11 protein-coding genes are annotated in these 14,675 nt (G+C 69.8%); 5 read left to right on the forward strand and 6 right to left on the reverse strand.

Annotated elements, in window-relative coordinates:
- Window positions 1-20: 20 nt before the first annotated feature.
- Complete coding sequence (gene fbaA, locus AB0E90_RS41590) at window positions 21-1,046, reverse strand: class II fructose-bisphosphate aldolase (protein WP_360417821.1); 1,026 nt, start codon at window positions 1,044-1,046, stop codon at window positions 21-23.
- 198 nt (window positions 1,047-1,244) lie between these two features.
- Between fbaA and AB0E90_RS41595 the strand changes: the two genes are divergently transcribed.
- From AB0E90_RS41595 to AB0E90_RS41610, 4 genes are all read left to right on the forward strand, one after another.
- Window positions 1,245-1,424, forward strand: a complete 180-nt coding sequence (locus AB0E90_RS41595) for a hypothetical protein (protein WP_360417822.1) — start codon at window positions 1,245-1,247, stop codon at window positions 1,422-1,424.
- Window positions 1,425-1,469: 45 nt separating this feature from the next.
- Window positions 1,470-2,831: a 3' terminal RNA ribose 2'-O-methyltransferase Hen1 gene (locus AB0E90_RS41600; RefSeq protein ID WP_360417823.1), complete on the forward strand. Its 1,362-nt coding sequence runs from the start codon at window positions 1,470-1,472 to the stop codon at window positions 2,829-2,831.
- On the forward strand, window positions 2,828-5,305 hold the full coding sequence (locus AB0E90_RS41605; protein ID WP_360417824.1) for a polynucleotide kinase-phosphatase: 2,478 nt from the start codon (window positions 2,828-2,830) through the stop codon (window positions 5,303-5,305). Before AB0E90_RS41600 ends, AB0E90_RS41605 begins: the two co-directional genes overlap by 4 nt.
- Before the next feature lie 96 nt (window positions 5,306-5,401).
- Entirely contained in the window at window positions 5,402-6,229 is an 828-nt protein-coding gene (locus AB0E90_RS41610; protein ID WP_360417825.1) for a DedA family protein, read from the forward strand.
- Window positions 6,230-6,291: 62 nt separating this feature from the next.
- Here AB0E90_RS41610 and AB0E90_RS41615 read toward each other — a convergent pair whose 3' ends face one another.
- The 4 genes from AB0E90_RS41615 to AB0E90_RS41630 all read right to left on the reverse strand — a co-directional run bounded on the left by AB0E90_RS41615 (window position 6,292) and on the right by AB0E90_RS41630 (window position 11,397).
- On the reverse strand, window positions 6,292-6,969 hold the full coding sequence (locus tag AB0E90_RS41615) for a class II aldolase/adducin family protein (RefSeq protein WP_360417826.1): 678 nt from the start codon (window positions 6,967-6,969) through the stop codon (window positions 6,292-6,294).
- Between the two features lie 114 nt (window positions 6,970-7,083).
- Window positions 7,084-7,461, reverse strand: coding sequence for a metalloregulator ArsR/SmtB family transcription factor (locus tag AB0E90_RS41620; protein ID WP_092549981.1), 378 nt, complete (start codon window positions 7,459-7,461; stop codon window positions 7,084-7,086).
- A 57-nt stretch (window positions 7,462-7,518) separates the two neighbouring features.
- Complete coding sequence (locus AB0E90_RS41625) at window positions 7,519-7,716, reverse strand: hypothetical protein (RefSeq protein WP_360417827.1); 198 nt, start codon at window positions 7,714-7,716, stop codon at window positions 7,519-7,521.
- Between the two features lie 2,979 nt (window positions 7,717-10,695).
- Window positions 10,696-11,397: a hypothetical protein gene (locus AB0E90_RS41630; protein ID WP_360417828.1), complete on the reverse strand. Its 702-nt coding sequence runs from the start codon at window positions 11,395-11,397 to the stop codon at window positions 10,696-10,698.
- Window positions 11,398-11,804: 407 nt separating this feature from the next.
- On the opposite strand from AB0E90_RS41630, the gene AB0E90_RS41635 reads away from it, so the two are divergent.
- The gene (locus tag AB0E90_RS41635) at window positions 11,805-11,981 is read left to right on the forward strand and encodes a hypothetical protein (protein WP_360417829.1); all 177 of its coding nucleotides are present in this window, start codon (window positions 11,805-11,807) and stop codon (window positions 11,979-11,981) included.
- A 56-nt stretch (window positions 11,982-12,037) separates the two neighbouring features.
- Here the strand turns inward: AB0E90_RS41635 and clpB are convergent, their stop codons facing one another.
- The gene (clpB, locus tag AB0E90_RS41640; RefSeq protein WP_360417830.1) at window positions 12,038-14,626 is read right to left on the reverse strand and encodes an ATP-dependent chaperone ClpB; all 2,589 of its coding nucleotides are present in this window, start codon (window positions 14,624-14,626) and stop codon (window positions 12,038-12,040) included.
- Between the last annotated feature and the right edge of the window lie 49 nt (window positions 14,627-14,675).

Genomic DNA, 14,675 nt, shown 5'->3' on the forward strand with positions numbered 1-14,675 from the left:
ACCGTCCGTCACCGAACGACTTACTTCGAGAGAGTGGTGCCGGTCGAACGGAGGTTCTCGCAGGCCTCGACGACCCGCTTGGCCAGACCGTTCTCGGCGAGCTTGCCCCAGGCACGCGGGTCGTACGCCTTCTTGTTGCCGACCTCGCCGTCGATCTTCAGCACGCCGTCGTAGTTCTTGAAGATGTGGTCGACCACGGGGCGGGTGAACGCGTACTGCGTGTCGGTGTCGATGTTCATCTTGACCACGCCGAAGTCCAGAGCGCCGTGGATCTCCGAGAGCAGCGAGCCGGAGCCGCCGTGGAAGACCAGGTCGAACGGCTTCTCCTTGCCGTACTTCGCGCCGACCGCGTCCTGGATCTCCTTGAGGACCTCGGGACGCAGCTTGACGTTGCCCGGCTTGTAGACGCCGTGCACGTTGCCGAAGGTCAGCGCGGTCATGTAGCGGCCCTTCTCGCCCAGGCCGAGCGCGGCCGCGGTGGCCAGGCCGTCCTCGACGGTCGAGTAGAGCTTGTCGTCGATCGCGGCGGAGACGCCGTCCTCCTCGCCACCCACGACACCGACCTCGATCTCGAGGATGATGTGCGCGGCCGCGGCCAGGGCCAGCAGGTCCTCGGCGATCTGCAGGTTCTCGTCGACCGGCACGGCCGAGCCGTCCCACATGTGTGACTGGAACAGCGGCGCCCGGCCGTTCGCGACCCGCTCCTTGGAGATGGCGAGCAGCGGACGAACGTACTTGTCCAGCTTGTCCTTCGGGCAGTGGTCGGTGTGCAGCGCGATGTTGATCGGGTAGGCCTTGGCGACCTCGGTCGCGTACTCGGCCAGCGCCACGGCGCCGGTGACCATGTTCTTGATGGTCGGGCCGGACGCATATTCCGCGCCGCCGGTGGAGATCTGGACGATGCCGTCGCTGCCCGCCTCGGCGAAGCCCTGCAGGGCAGCGTTGAGAGTCTGCGACGACGTCACGTTGATCGCGGGGTAGGCGAACGCGCCGGCCTTGGCGCGGTCGAGCATCTCGGCGTAGACCTCGGGAGAAGCGATAGGCATCGGTGCGCTCCTTGCTCTTTTCACACGTATGGAAGACAGAGGGCAGGACCGCGCTGTCCTCCAGCAGGCAGTATTCCGCAGCCGGAAGAGCGATGAGAAACCGCCCCGAAACTTGCTCCCGTAATCCGGTGCGGCGGTCGGTTTGCGCTCATGCTGAGGGGGCAACCGGGCCAGGACACGGCGAGAGGGGAACGCGGGATGACGTACCCGGACAACATCGACCTGGAGGTTCCGGAGGCGGACGCCGCCGAACAGCGCGCCAGCGCCCAGTTCGACGAGTACACCGACCACGCCGAACCGTCCCGCGACGTGGAGGCGCCCGAGTGGGATGCCAGCGAGCAGAGCCGAGTGGTCGACCTGGAGGACGAGTACCGCTGACAATTCGGTCGCGGTCCCGGGCCACACCGCCGGATCATGGGTGGCGTGCTGCTCACCGTGACGACCACCCGCCCGCCGGCCACCGACCTCGGCTACCTCCTGGTCAAGCATCCCGGCAAGGTCCACACCTTCGACGTGCCCACCGGTACGGCGTACGTGATGTACCCCGAGGCGACCGAGGATCGGTGCACGGCGGCGCTCCTGCTCGACGTTGACCCGGCCCGGCTGCGCGCCCAGCAGGAGTCCTTCGAGCTCGGTGCCTATGTCAACGACCGTCCGTACGCGGCCTCCAGCCTGCTCGCCGGCGCCCTCGCCAAGGTGTTCCGCAGCGCCCTGCGCGGCGCCTCGAAGGACCGTCCCGAGCTGGCCGCCGAGGCCATCCCGCTGGAGATCCGGGTGCCGGTGCTGCGGGGCACCACCGAGCTGGCCACCCGCCTGTTCGCCCCGCTGGGCTGGCAGGTGACCGCCGAGCCGATCCCGTTCGAGCCGGAGATCGGCGGCGACAGCCGTTACGTCGACCTGCGGCTGGCCGGGACGGTCCGGCTCGCGGACGCGCTCAACCACCTGTACGTGCTGCTCCCGGTGCTCGACGACGGCAAGCACTACTGGGTGGCGCCGGACGAGATCGAGAAGCTGCTCCGCTCCGGCGAGGGCTGGCTGGCCGGCCACCCGGAGAAGGTGCTGATCGCCCGCCGCTACCTAGCGCATCGCAAGCACCTGGCCGAGTCGGCGCTGTCCCGCCTCGAGGTCACCGAGCCGACCTCGGACGAGGAGGCCGAGCTGCCGGTCGCCCGCAAGGTCCCGCTGGCCGAGCAGCGACGCGACGCGATCCTGGCCGTCCTCACCGAGGTCGACGCGGCTCGTGTCCTCGACCTCGGCTGCGGTGCCGGCGCGCTGCTCGCCGCCCTGGTCAAGGACCGTCGCTTCACCGAGATCGTCGGCACCGACGTGTCCTCCCGGGCGCTCGACCAGGCCGCCCGCCGGCTGCATCTGGACCGGCTGCCGGAGCGGCAGCGTGACCGCATCAAGATCTGGCAGTCCGCGCTCACCTACCGCGACGACCGGCTCCGGGGCTACGACGCCGCCGTGCTCATGGAGGTGATCGAGCACGTCGATCCGCCGCGGCTGCCGGCGCTTGCGGCGAGCGTGTTCGGCCACGCCCGGCCGCGCACGGTCGTGGTGACCACGCCGAACGCCGAATACAACGTCCACTACGAGGGCCTGACCGGAATGCGCCACTCGGACCACCGCTTCGAGTGGACCCGGGCCGAGTTCCAGGAGTGGGCCTCGGCGACGGCCGGGCGATACGGCTATTCCGTCGCGTTCCGCCCGGTCGGCGACGAGCACGAGACCACCGGCGCACCGACCCAGCTGGCGATCTTCACCGTTACGGAGGTGACCTCATGATCGACGTACCCGAGCTGGCGCTTGTCGCTCTTGTCGGAATCTCCGGATCCGGCAAGTCGACGTTCGCCCGCACCCACTTCAAGCCGACCCAGGTGCTCTCCTCCGACTACTTCCGCGGCCTGGTCGCCGACGACGAGAACGACCAGTCCGCCTCGGGTGACGCCTTCGACGTGCTGCACTACGTGGCCGGCAAGCGCCTCGCGGCCGGCCGGCTCACCGTCGTGGACGCCACCAACCTGCAGCCGCACGCCCGGGCCGGGCTGGTCAAGGTGGCCAAGGAGCACGACGTGCTCCCGGTCGCGATCGTCCTCGACGTGCCCGAGTCGCTGGCCTGGGAGCGCACGCAGGGCCGCCCGGACCGCACCTTCGGCCGCCAGGTTCTCACCCGCATGCACCGCGACCTGCGGCGCTCGCTCGGTTCGCTGGCCCGTGAGGGCTTCCGCAAGGTGCACGTGCTGCGCGGGGCCGACGAGATCGCGGCCACCGAGATCCGCTACGAGAAGCTGTTCAACGACAAGCGCGAGCTGACCGGCCCGTTCGACATCATCGGCGACGTGCACGGCTGCCACGCCGAGCTGGTCACCCTGCTCGGCAAGCTCGGCTACACCGTTTCCGGGGCCGCTGCCACGCACCCCGAGGGCCGCACCGCGGTCTTCGTCGGCGACCTGGTCGACCGCGGCCCCGACTCGCCGGGCGTGCTGCGCCTGGTGATGGGCATGGTCGCGGCCGGCACCGCTATCTGCGTGCCGGGAAACCACGAGCAGAAGCTGGCCCGCAAGCTCAACGGCCGGCAGGTGCAGCTCACCCACGGCCTGCCGGAGACCCTTGCGCAGCTGGAAGCCGAGCCGGCCGAATTCGTCACCGAGGTCAAGAGGTTCATCGAGGGGCTGGTCAGCCACTACGTGCTCGACGGCGGCAGGCTGGTCGTCGCGCACGCCGGCCTCAAGGAGGCCTACCAGGGGCGCGCCTCCGGCCGGGTGCGCAGCTTCGCGCTCTACGGCGAGACGACCGGCGAGACCGACGAGTACGGCCTGCCGGTCCGCTATCCGTGGGCGCGCGACTACCGCGGCTCGGCGGCGGTCGTCTACGGCCACGTGCCCACCCCGGCCCCCGAGTGGATCAACAACACGATCTGCCTGGACACCGGCTGCGTCTTCGGCGGCTCGCTGACCGCGCTGCGCTGGCCGACCCGCGAGCTGGTGTCGGTGCCGGCCGCCCGGGAGTACTACGCCCCGGTCCGCCCGCTCACCGCTCCCACGGCGGAGCGACCGGACGAGGGCCTGGACCTCGCGGACGTGACCGGCCGCCGGCACCTCGATTACGGGTACGGACGGACCACCGTCGACGCCGAGAACGCGGCCGCGGCCCTGGAGGTGATGAGCCGGTTCGCCCTCGACCCGGCCACGCTCGTCTGGCTCCCGCCGACCATGGCGCCCTGCTCCACCTCGACCCTGGACGGCTACCTCGAGCACCCGGCCACCGCGTTCGCCGACCTGCGTGCGGCCGGCGTCGACCGGGTCGTGTGTGAGGAGAAGCACATGGGCTCGCGGGCCGTGGTGCGGGTGTCGCGCACCGGCGCGGGCGACGCGATCTGGACCCGCACCGGCCGGCCGTTCTTCGGCCCGGCCCTGGACCAGCCGCTGCTGGCCCGGGTCCGGTCGGCCGCGACCGGGCTCTTCGACGACCTGGACACCGACTGGCTGCTGCTCGACTGCGAGCTGCTGCCCTGGTCGGCGAAGGCCGGCGGGCTGATCCGGGAGCACTACGCCGGGGTGGGCGCGGCCGGGCGGCATGCCCTGCCCGCGGCGCTGGCCGTGCTCGACCAGGTGGCGGCCCGCGGGCTCGACGTCGGGGCGCTGCGCGACCGGATCGAACTGCGCTCGTCGGAGATCGACGGCTACTCGGCGGCCTACCGCTCCTACGTCCGGCCCACCGACGGCCTGACCGGCGTCACGCTCGCCCCGTTCGCGATTCTGGCCGGTGTCGGCACGTCGTACGCCAGCAAGGATCATGGTTGGCACCTGGCGCAGGCGGACCGCCTGGTCGCGGCAGACCCGGAGATTTTCACGCCGACCCGGCGGATGATCGTGGATCTCGGCGACGCGGCAGCCGAGGCAGCCGCCACCGACTGGTGGCTCGCGCTGACCGCGGCTGGCGGCGAGGGCATGGTGGTCAAGCCGTACGCCGGCCTGGCCGTCACCGACGCGAAGGGCCGTCTCGCGCAGCCGGGCGTGAAGTGCCGCGGCCGGGAGTACCTGCGGATCATCTACGGTCCCGAGTACACCCGCCCGGAGCAGCTCGAACGACTGCGCAAGCGCAACCTGGGCCGCAAGCGCAACCTCGCGCTGCGCGAGCACGGGCTGGGGCTGGCGGCGCTGGACCGGCTGGCCCAGGGCGCGCCGGTGTGGCGGGTGCACGAGCTGGTCTTCGCGATCCTGGCGGCCGAGTCGGAGCCGGTCGACCCGCGCCTGTGACATCGGCAGCACCTAGCGTGTTTCGGCCGTACGGATAGGTATTACACAGCAGCTGTACAGGTACCGGTCGCCATGCGGCCGGTACCCTGGCTCTCCGTGGACATCCATGCGCTTGCCGAGCCGCTCGCCTTCAACCCGCTGGACGCGACCGAGCTGATTCACACCTTCGGTCTCATCGGTGTGATTGCGATCATGTTCGCCGAGACGGGCTTGCTGGTCGGCTTCTTCTTCCCCGGCGACTCGCTGTTGTTCCTGGCCGGCGTCGCGTCCTCCCCGGTGGCCGACTCACTCTTCGGGGACAACACCCGGATCTCGTTCGTCGGCCTGCTCATCGGCGCGCCGGTGGCCGCGATCGTGGGTGCCCAGCTGGGTCACTGGCTCGGCGCACGCTACGGCCGGCGCATGTTCGACAAGCCCGAATCCAAGATCTTCAAGAAGGAGTACGTCGAGAAGGCGGAGTACTACTTCGAGAAGTTCGGCCCGGCCAAGGCCGTGGTGCTCGCCCGCTTCATCCCGATCGTGCGCACGTTCCTCAACCCGGTGGCCGGCACCCTAGGCATGCCCGCCCGGCAGTTCTTCGTCTGGAACGTCGTGGGCGCGGTCCTGTGGACCGACGGCATCCTGATCGTCGGCCACGCGCTGGCCCAGAAGATCTACGACACCGTCGGCGACAAGATCGACCACTACATCCTGCCGGTCGTCGTGGTCATCGTGCTGATCTCGCTGCTCCCGATCGCCATCGAGATGCTGCGCGAGCGCAAGCACAAGAAGAACGGCGGCGGCACGAGCGCCGGCTCGCCGCAGCCGGCGCAGGCGATCGGCGTGGTGGCCGCGGCGAGCATCGCCGGCCTGGTCGAGGCGGTCCGCGACGAGGACGACGACGACAACGGCCCGCGCACCCCGCGCTCACACCGCCGGCACTGAGCCCAAGCGTCGAAAAGGCCGGCCCGCTTCGGGCCGGCCTTTCGCGTCTTCGGATAACGGCTTCAGACAGACACCGCGGCGGAGCCGGACAGGCGGTCCAGGAACTCCTCAGGGCAGTCGCGCAGGTTGTCCAGGCGACCAGCCGCGAGAGCGCGGTAGGTCAACTGGGCGGCCTCTTCGAGATTGCGGGCCCGCTTGTGGGCCAGCTCGACCGAGTCGCCCATCACGACGCAGCCGTGGTGGCTGAGCACAAGGCAATCGGTGCCATCGGCGGCCATGGCCGCGGTCAGCGCCGCGACCTCGGTGCTGCCCGGCAGCCGGAACGGCACCGTGGAGACCCGCCTCAGGTAGAAGGCGTGGTCGGTGGTGACGATCCGGATGTGCTCGCCGAGTGCGTCGAGCAACAAAGCGGTCTGTGGGTGCAGGTGCACGACGGCATTGACGTCCGGTCGTGCCCGGTAAAGCGCCAGATGCAGGGCCAGCTCGCTGGTCGGTTCCACGCGCGACGGCGGCGGCATGCCACCGATCGCAACGGTTTCCCCGTCGTCGATCCGCACGGCCGCGAACGTGCCGCGACTGAGTCGGTCGAGCCATGACCCGCTAGCGGTCACCCAGATGGCGTCCTCGTCGGGAATCCGCGCGGACACGTTGCCGCCCGAGCCGGCCACCAGGCCGGCCTGGACCACGTCGTAGCCCACATGCGCGAGCTGATCGCGCAGGTCACCCGGAACGTAGTTCACCCATTACTCCTCGGGTCCGGGGGGTGGACTTGAGGGAGGGGACTTCAGCCTGGCGCCACGCCCCCATGACGGTGACGCCAGGCATATACCGCTTGGCTTCGCTTACGCGAGCGGTCAGCGAGCCTTCTTCGTAGCCCGCTTACGCGGCGGGGTCAGAAGGTCGGCGATTGTCGCGATCGCCGACGGGACGAGCCGGTAGTAGGCCCACACGCCCCGCTTCTCACGCTCGAGGAGGCCGGCCTCGGTCAGGATCCGCAGGTGGTGACTCACGGTCGGCTGCGAAAGGCCCAGAGGGGCCGTCAGGTCGCAGACGCACGCCTCGCCGTCCGTTGCGGACTGGATGAGGCTCAGCAGCCGCAGCCGGGCCGGGTCGGCGAGTGCCTTCAGCACTCCCGCGAGCCGCTCGGCGTCGGCACGTTCAATTGGCTCGCCGGCAAGCGGCGAGATCTGAGGCATTGTCATTTCCGCCAACGCAGTTCCCACGATCTCCATCCTTCCACCAACTGCATCGATTCTCCTGCATGTGCGCAGGAACGAACCGGCTAACTTTCAGGCCGTAAGGCCGATATCGATCACCTTCTCGGTTGATCGCGAGACGATCGGCAATCCGTACTCGCGAGCTACCTTCACCGGCGTACCGACTTCGGTCTCTGCCTCCTGCAACGCCTCAGCCGCCGTCTGGTCGCTGCCCGTGCGCGTCGGGCTCTCGATCCCCGCCCCCAGGGTGAGGAGCCCCACATTGTCCATTCGTCGATCTGTTTCGGGTTACTGATCCGTACAACTAGAGGTCCGCACCCACCTCGCCGTCGTCATCTCGCCACGCTGCGCGATCCCTCGGCCGAGGCGGCTCGGCACGAGAACTTCACGACCCGATGAAAGCACGGCACCACGCTCCGCGACGGACAATTCAGTGATGAATTTACGCAGGTCGTGGCGTGCTTCCATGCATCGAGCGTACTTGCTTCAACGAAACTCGTACCTTTCGCCCCGGCGGGGCGGAACGGAACTATTGACGCACGGCATTGGGCCCATCTGAAAAGAAACCTAACAGTCGCCCAAGTCCCTTTCGCCCCTTCCCAGACGCATCGACGCTGCTCAAAGCTCCTATGTCCGGCGTCACATGCTCGTGACAACACAGATCACCCGGACGTGGCGCTGAGAAGGTCCTGTGAATCGCGCGAACGGACGTTTACCCATCCAGCAAAAAAGACCCTCCGACCGGTTGGCCGACAACCACCCGGACAGCCGATAGAGGGACTGCACCGAAGGACAAAGTTACCCGTTCGGGTGACCCACGGCGGTCGATACGAGACACCGGTGACCTGTGACACCGCCACCGAACCCCCGAACGAGGGCCGGCTCCCGCCACCTTCCGAACGCTTCTCATACTCCTAGGACTGGCGCGCCCCCGAGGCCGGTTCCGCAAGGACCACAGTTGGCACCCTCAGACCCCCGCAAACGGGCCAGGACGACCATGGGGCTGCCGGACCTTCATCCGGCTATCGACACTCAAGATTCAGCCCCACAAGCCAGCAGGACAGGTTTTTGGCGGCCGATCTACGCACCCAAAACCCGAAATTGACTCAATCCAGATTTGGACGAGCAACCCAGCTTTTGGCGTGGGTGATCTCCTCGCAGCAGCACCCAAGCCTCCACGAGCCCACGCGAACCCAACACAGCCCAGAACCGCGTTTTGGGCTTGGGCCCCGGCCCCGCACCAACCCCAGCCCAAGACAGAGCCGCAGCCTCATCCGGTCGATCTCTTTGTGCGTGGCCGGGGGTTTGGGGGCAGAGCCCTCAAGGTCTTGCGCCACCAGCAGGGGCTGGACCGCTCACAGAGAGGCCCGGCGCCGCGCGCCCGTCGGAGGACAGGCCGATCAGCGCAACCAGGCCCTACTCCATCGGCCGAGACCAGTATTCGTTCTCGTTCTTCGCCTCAGGCGCAGCAGCCGCTCCCCGGGAGGGCGCCCTCGGGCTGGTCGTGGCATCCGTCCCGCTGGACGAGCCCTCAGCAGGTGCCGCGGCAGCCGCACCATTGACGGACGACCCCGACTGAGCCTCAGCGGCAGGGCCACCAGACGTCGAACTCGACGGGCCTTCCCCCGCAGGAGCACCAACGGCCGGCCCAGGCTGCCCTTCACCGGCCGAACCACCAGACGGGATCGAGCCCGACTGACCGCCGGCAGCAGGCCCACCCACGACAGAACCAGCGCTACCCGAGCCCGACTGACCATCAGGCGAAGAACCAGAACCGCCGCCCCCCGGCGGAGGCGTAGCGGGCGCCGACGGCCGCCCCCAAAGAGCGGCCTGCTCGGCCCCGGGCGGCGGCGGATAGCCAGGCCCATAAGCGACGGGCTGACCGGGGTAGGGCGGAAATCCGGGCTGCCCCGGATGAGGCGCCCCTCCAGGAGCTTGCTGCCCAGGATAGGAAGGAACACCGGGCTGGCCCGGGTAGGGAGAAACGCCAGGCTGGCCCGGGTAGGGAGGGACGCCAGGCTGACCGGCGTAGGGAGGAGCGGCAGGCTGGCCCGGATAGGGCGCAGGACCGGTCGCCGGCCCCGGGTAAGGCGAGGACCCAGGAGCACCCGGCCCCGGGTACGGCGCCCCCGGCTGAGGCGACCCCTCCGACGCCGGCTGCCCCGGATAGGGCGGAAGCCCAGGCGCCGGCTGCCCCGGCTCACCCTGCGGCGCATACGGCCCGGCATACCCCGGAGGCAACGGCGGGTAAGGCCCAGCGGCAGGCGGCGCGGAAGCCGCCCCGTACCCCCAAGCACCTGTCCCATAGGCAGGCGGCCCATAGCCACCCGCCGCAGCCGGAGGCTGCGCGTAACCGCCCGCCGCGGGCGGCGCGGAGGCCAGACCGTAACCACCCGGCGCAGGCGGCGCAGAAGCCGGCCCGTAGTCACCCGGCGCGGAGCCAGGCCCGTAACCACTTGGCGCGAAGGCCGGCCCGTAACCACCAGGCGCGGGCAAGTAACCGCCCGCAGGCGGAGCGGATGCCGGCCCGTAGGCCGGCGGCGCCGAAGCCATCCCCGACCCATACCCCGAGCCCATCGGGTACCCAGCCGGGTAGGGCGACCCGTATTGCGGCACCACCCCAGCCGCAGCAGCACGCCGGAAGAAAACCCGCGGAGCGGCAAGTACGAGAGCGGCCACGATGAGATAGGCCAAAACCTGGGCCGACCCGAGCGTGATGTTCACTCCGAGCCACCCACTCGGATAAGCGTCAGTGAGCTGCTGCCCGACCGACGAGGAAACCGCCGCCCCACCGCGCTCGACGCCAAGGGTCACGAGGGTGCCCACCCCGGCGAGAGCGCCGACGCCACAGACGACGAGCGTTGCGATCCGGGCCGCGCCGCTGCCCCGCCGCAGCGCGATGCCGAGCACCACGAACAGCGCGAACAGGATGACGGCCAGAACCATGGCGACGCCCGCCCCGAGCCAGACGACGCCGACGTAGTTGTCGGGGTCGACTCCCCCGTCCCCGAGACCCGCGGTGACGTCCCGGAACCGGCTCACGGTTCCGGGCGCCACCGACACGGTCGCGATCGCGTAGATCAGCCCGATCCCCGCCATCACCCAGAGCAGGAGGGCGGCGGCGGACACCGCCGGCGGTCGCCCGGCCGGCGACAGAGGCGCCACGGCAGGCGGCGGCGGTAGAGCTGGGTACGACATCGACGACTCCCCACGGTGATCCGTTGGCCCGAACCTACCGTGTGGGGCGGTTCAGGACGGGTTGGTGGGCGGATTGGGTGGTTGCTGCGGGGGCTGTTGCTGCCCGGGGTAGGGCGGGATGCCGGGGTTCTGCTGGCCGGGGTACGGCGGCTGGCCGTACGAACCGGGCGCGGCCGGCGGCGGGTAGGCCTGACCGGGGTACGGCGGGTAGGCCACCTGCTGGTCCCACGCGCCGGCGACCGGCTGCTTGCGGAAGAACTCGTTCGACGCGGGCAGCGCCAGCAGGATGAGCACGGTGAGGAGGCTGATCAGCACGATCACCGTGACAGTGATGCTCAGCGGGGTGTACCAGGACGGGATGGCGTCCTCGATGGCTCGCTGCACCTGCGAGCTGGAGGGTCCGCCGGAGGTGGTGTCGTTCTCCAGTGAACTGGAGACGCCGCTGAAGCCGAGGCCGAGCCCGACGCAGCAGAGCGCGATGCCGCCGATCACCCAGGTGGTGATGCGGGCGGGGTTCTTGCCACGGCTGTCGAAGTAGCCGAGAAGAGCGAATCCGGCACCGAGCAGCAGGTTGACCACCGCGCCGATGGTGTAGGAGGCCTTGATGATGGTCGATCCGGAGTCGGCCAGCGAGGTGTTGGCGTAGACATCCGTGAGCGCATCGGAGACCGGGCCGATGATGGTGAACGCGATGATCGCGTTGATGACCTCGAGGACGGCCACCAGGTAGAGAAGGTAGGACGCGGCCGTCACGGTGCCTGGTCGCGGCCGGGAAACGGGTGCCGGGCTGGGTCCGGAATAGCTGGGAACGGTCACGAATCCCCCAATCTTGATCCATCACGGTATCGGGCCGGGTCCACATCCGCGACCGCCTGCGCTGACCACCCCGCTGTGGCAACATCGGGCGACGATGGCCGAAATATCCGGATATAGGTCGCTCGATCAGGGGGCGACAGGGGCCGATCGAGGCCCATACACTTCCATCCGTGGCGCCGACCTGGCAGCAGAGACCTCCGGGGACGCCACCTGCCCGCACGAGTCGCCCGCCCCGCCAACCAGGCACCGGGGCCGAGGCAGACCGCAGCCGGGCGCCAATCCCATTACGCCGGCCGCGTGACCACACCGCGGCTGCCCCAGACTTAAGGACCGGTGAGTCCCACATGCCACACGCCGACACGTTGACTGTCGTCCATCATGACGACACCCGCACCCGCTTCACCGACGTCCGGTACCAACTACACCGCGACGGCATCCGCATCTGGTCCGACGAGGGCGAACACCACGTCACCGACGTACTCATGACGCAGGCATATCGGCAGCGGGAGGCGACCAACTAGGCGCACGCACGACGAAAGGCCCCGGGGTTTCCCGGGGCCTTATCGCATTTCAGGTCTCAGCCGCGAGTGACCGACAGGCGGTCCTTGCCCTCGCCGAGGTCGACCGCGACGGTGTCGCCGTCCCGGATCTCGCCGGCCAGCAGCGCCTTGGCCAGCAGGTCACCAATCGACGACTGGACCAGCCGGCGCAGCGGCCGGGCGCCGTAGATCGGGTCGTAACCGTGCTCGCCCAGCCACTCCACCGCCGCCGGGGTGACCTCGAGCCGCAGCCGCCGCTCGGCCAGCCGCGAGCGCAGCCGCCCGAGCTGGATGTCAACGATCGACGACAGGTCTTCCTTGGTCAGCGCGTGGAACACCACGATGTCGTCGAGCCGGTTGAGGAACTCGGGCTTGAAGTGCGCCCGCACCACGGCGAGCACCTCGTCGCGCCGTTCCTCGTCACCCATGGTGAAGTCGGCGGCCTGCGATCCCAGGTTCGAGGTGAGCACCAGGATCGCGTTGCGGAAGTCGACCGTGCGGCCCTGCCCGTCGGTGAGCCGGCCGTCGTCGAGCACCTGAAGAAGCACGTCGAAGACGTCCGGGTGGGCCTTCTCCACCTCGTCGAGCAGCACCACGCTGTACGGCCGGCGGCGCACCGCCTCGGTGAGCTGGCCGCCCTCCTCGTACCCGACGTAGCCGGGTGGGGCGCCGACCAGCCGGGCCACCGAGTGCTTCTCGCCGTACTCGCTCATGTCGATGCGGACCATCGCCCGCTCGTCGTCGAAGAGGAACCCGGCGAGGGCCTTGGCCAGCTCGGTCTTGCCGACGCCGGTGGGGCCGAGGAAGAGGAAGCTGCCGGTCGGGCGATCGGGGTCGGCGATGCCGGCCCGGGCCCGGCGGACGGCGCCGGCCACCGCGGCGACGGCTTCGCGCTGACCGATGACGTTGGCGGCCAGCGATTCCTCCATGCGCAGCAGTTTGGTGGTCTCGCCCTCCATCATCCGGCCGGCCGGGATTCCGGTCCACGCGGAGATGACCTCGGCGATGTCGTCGGCGCCGACCTCCTCCTTGACCATCGGCGGCTCGGTCTTCTCCTCCTCGTCGGCGGCCGCGGCGCTGCCGAGCTCCTGCTCGAGCGCCGGGATCTCCTGGTATTGCAGGCGGGAGGCCTTTTCCCACTCGGCGTCGCGCTGTGCCCGCTCGAGCTCGGCCCGGGCCTCGTCGAGGCGCTTCTTCAGCTCACCGACGCGGTTGAGGCCGCCGCGCTCGCGCTCCCACCGGGCGTTGAGCGCGGTCAGCTCCTCCTCGCGGTCGGCGAGGGCACGCTCGAGGTTGGCGAGCCGGTCACGGGAGGCCGGGTCGGTCTCCTTCGCCAGGGCGAGCTGCTCGATCCGCATCCGGTCGACCTGCCGCTGGAGCTGGTCAAGCTCGACCGGGCGGGAGTCGATCTCCATGCGCAGCCGGGAGGCGGCCTCGTCGATCAGGTCGATCGCCTTGTCCGGCAGGAAGCGGTCGCTGATGTACCGGTCCGACAGCGAAGCCGCCGCGACCAGGGCCGCGTCGGTGATCTGCACGCGGTGGTGCGCCTCGTAACGGCCCTTGAGCCCGCGCAGGATGCCGATCGTGTCCTCGACGGTCGGCTCGCCGACCACCACCGGCTGGAAGCGCCGCTCGAGGGCCGGGTCCTTCTCGATGTGCTCGCGGTACTCGTCCAGCGTGGTGGCGCCGACCATGCGCAGCTCGCCGCGGGCCAGCATCGGCTTGAGCATGTTGCCGGCGTCCATCGAGCCCTCGCCCTTGCCGGCGCCGACGACCGTGTGCAGCTCGTCGAGGAACGTGACGACCTGCCCGTTCGAGCCGCGGATCTCCTCGAGGACGCTCTTGAGACGCTCCTCGAACTGGCCGCGATATTGAGCGCCGGCCACCATCGCGCCGAGGTCGAGCGAGACCAGCTTCTTGTCGCGCAGGGTCTCCGGCACGTCGCCGGCCACGATGCGCTGGGCCAGGCCCTCGACGATCGCGGTCTTGCCGACGCCCGGCTCACCGATCAGCACCGGGTTGTTCTTGGTGCGCCGGGAGAGCACCTGCACGACCCGGCGGATCTCGGTGTCCCGGCCGATCACCGGGTCGATCTTGCCGTCGCGCGCCAGGGCGGTCAGGTCGACGCTGTATTTCTCCAGCGCCTGGTAGGTCTGCTCGCCGTCGGGGGTGGTCACCCGGCGCTCGCCCCCGCGCACCTGCGGGAACGCGGCCACCAGCGACTCCTCGGTGGCGCCGACGCCCTTCAGCGCGCGGCTCACGGCGCCGCCGCCCCGGGCCAGGCCGGCCAGCAGGTGTTCGGTCGAGACATATTCGTCGCCGAGCGGCTGGGCGATCAGCTCGGCCTCGCCGATGGCGTTCACGAACTCGCGCGACAGCGAAGGCTCGGCGGTGCTGGACCCCCGGGCCGACGGCAGTTGCTCGATGGCACGCACTGCGGCACGGCGGACGTCGGCGGGGTTGGCCCCGACCGCGCGCAGCAGCGCGGGGGCGGTGGATCCGCCGGTGTCCAGCAGCGAAAGCAACAGATGCCACGGCTCGACCGTGGCGTGCCCCCGCCGGCCCGCGTCGGCGACCGCCCCGGTGATGACGTCTCGGCTCTTGGTGGTCAAACGTTCGGCGTTCATGTGCTCCCCTGAAGCTCAGCAGACTTGAGCCTACGACACTCAACCTTAA

Source organism: Actinoplanes sp. NPDC026619 (genome assembly GCF_040638295.1).
Taxonomy (GTDB): domain Bacteria; phylum Actinomycetota; class Actinomycetes; order Mycobacteriales; family Micromonosporaceae; genus Actinoplanes.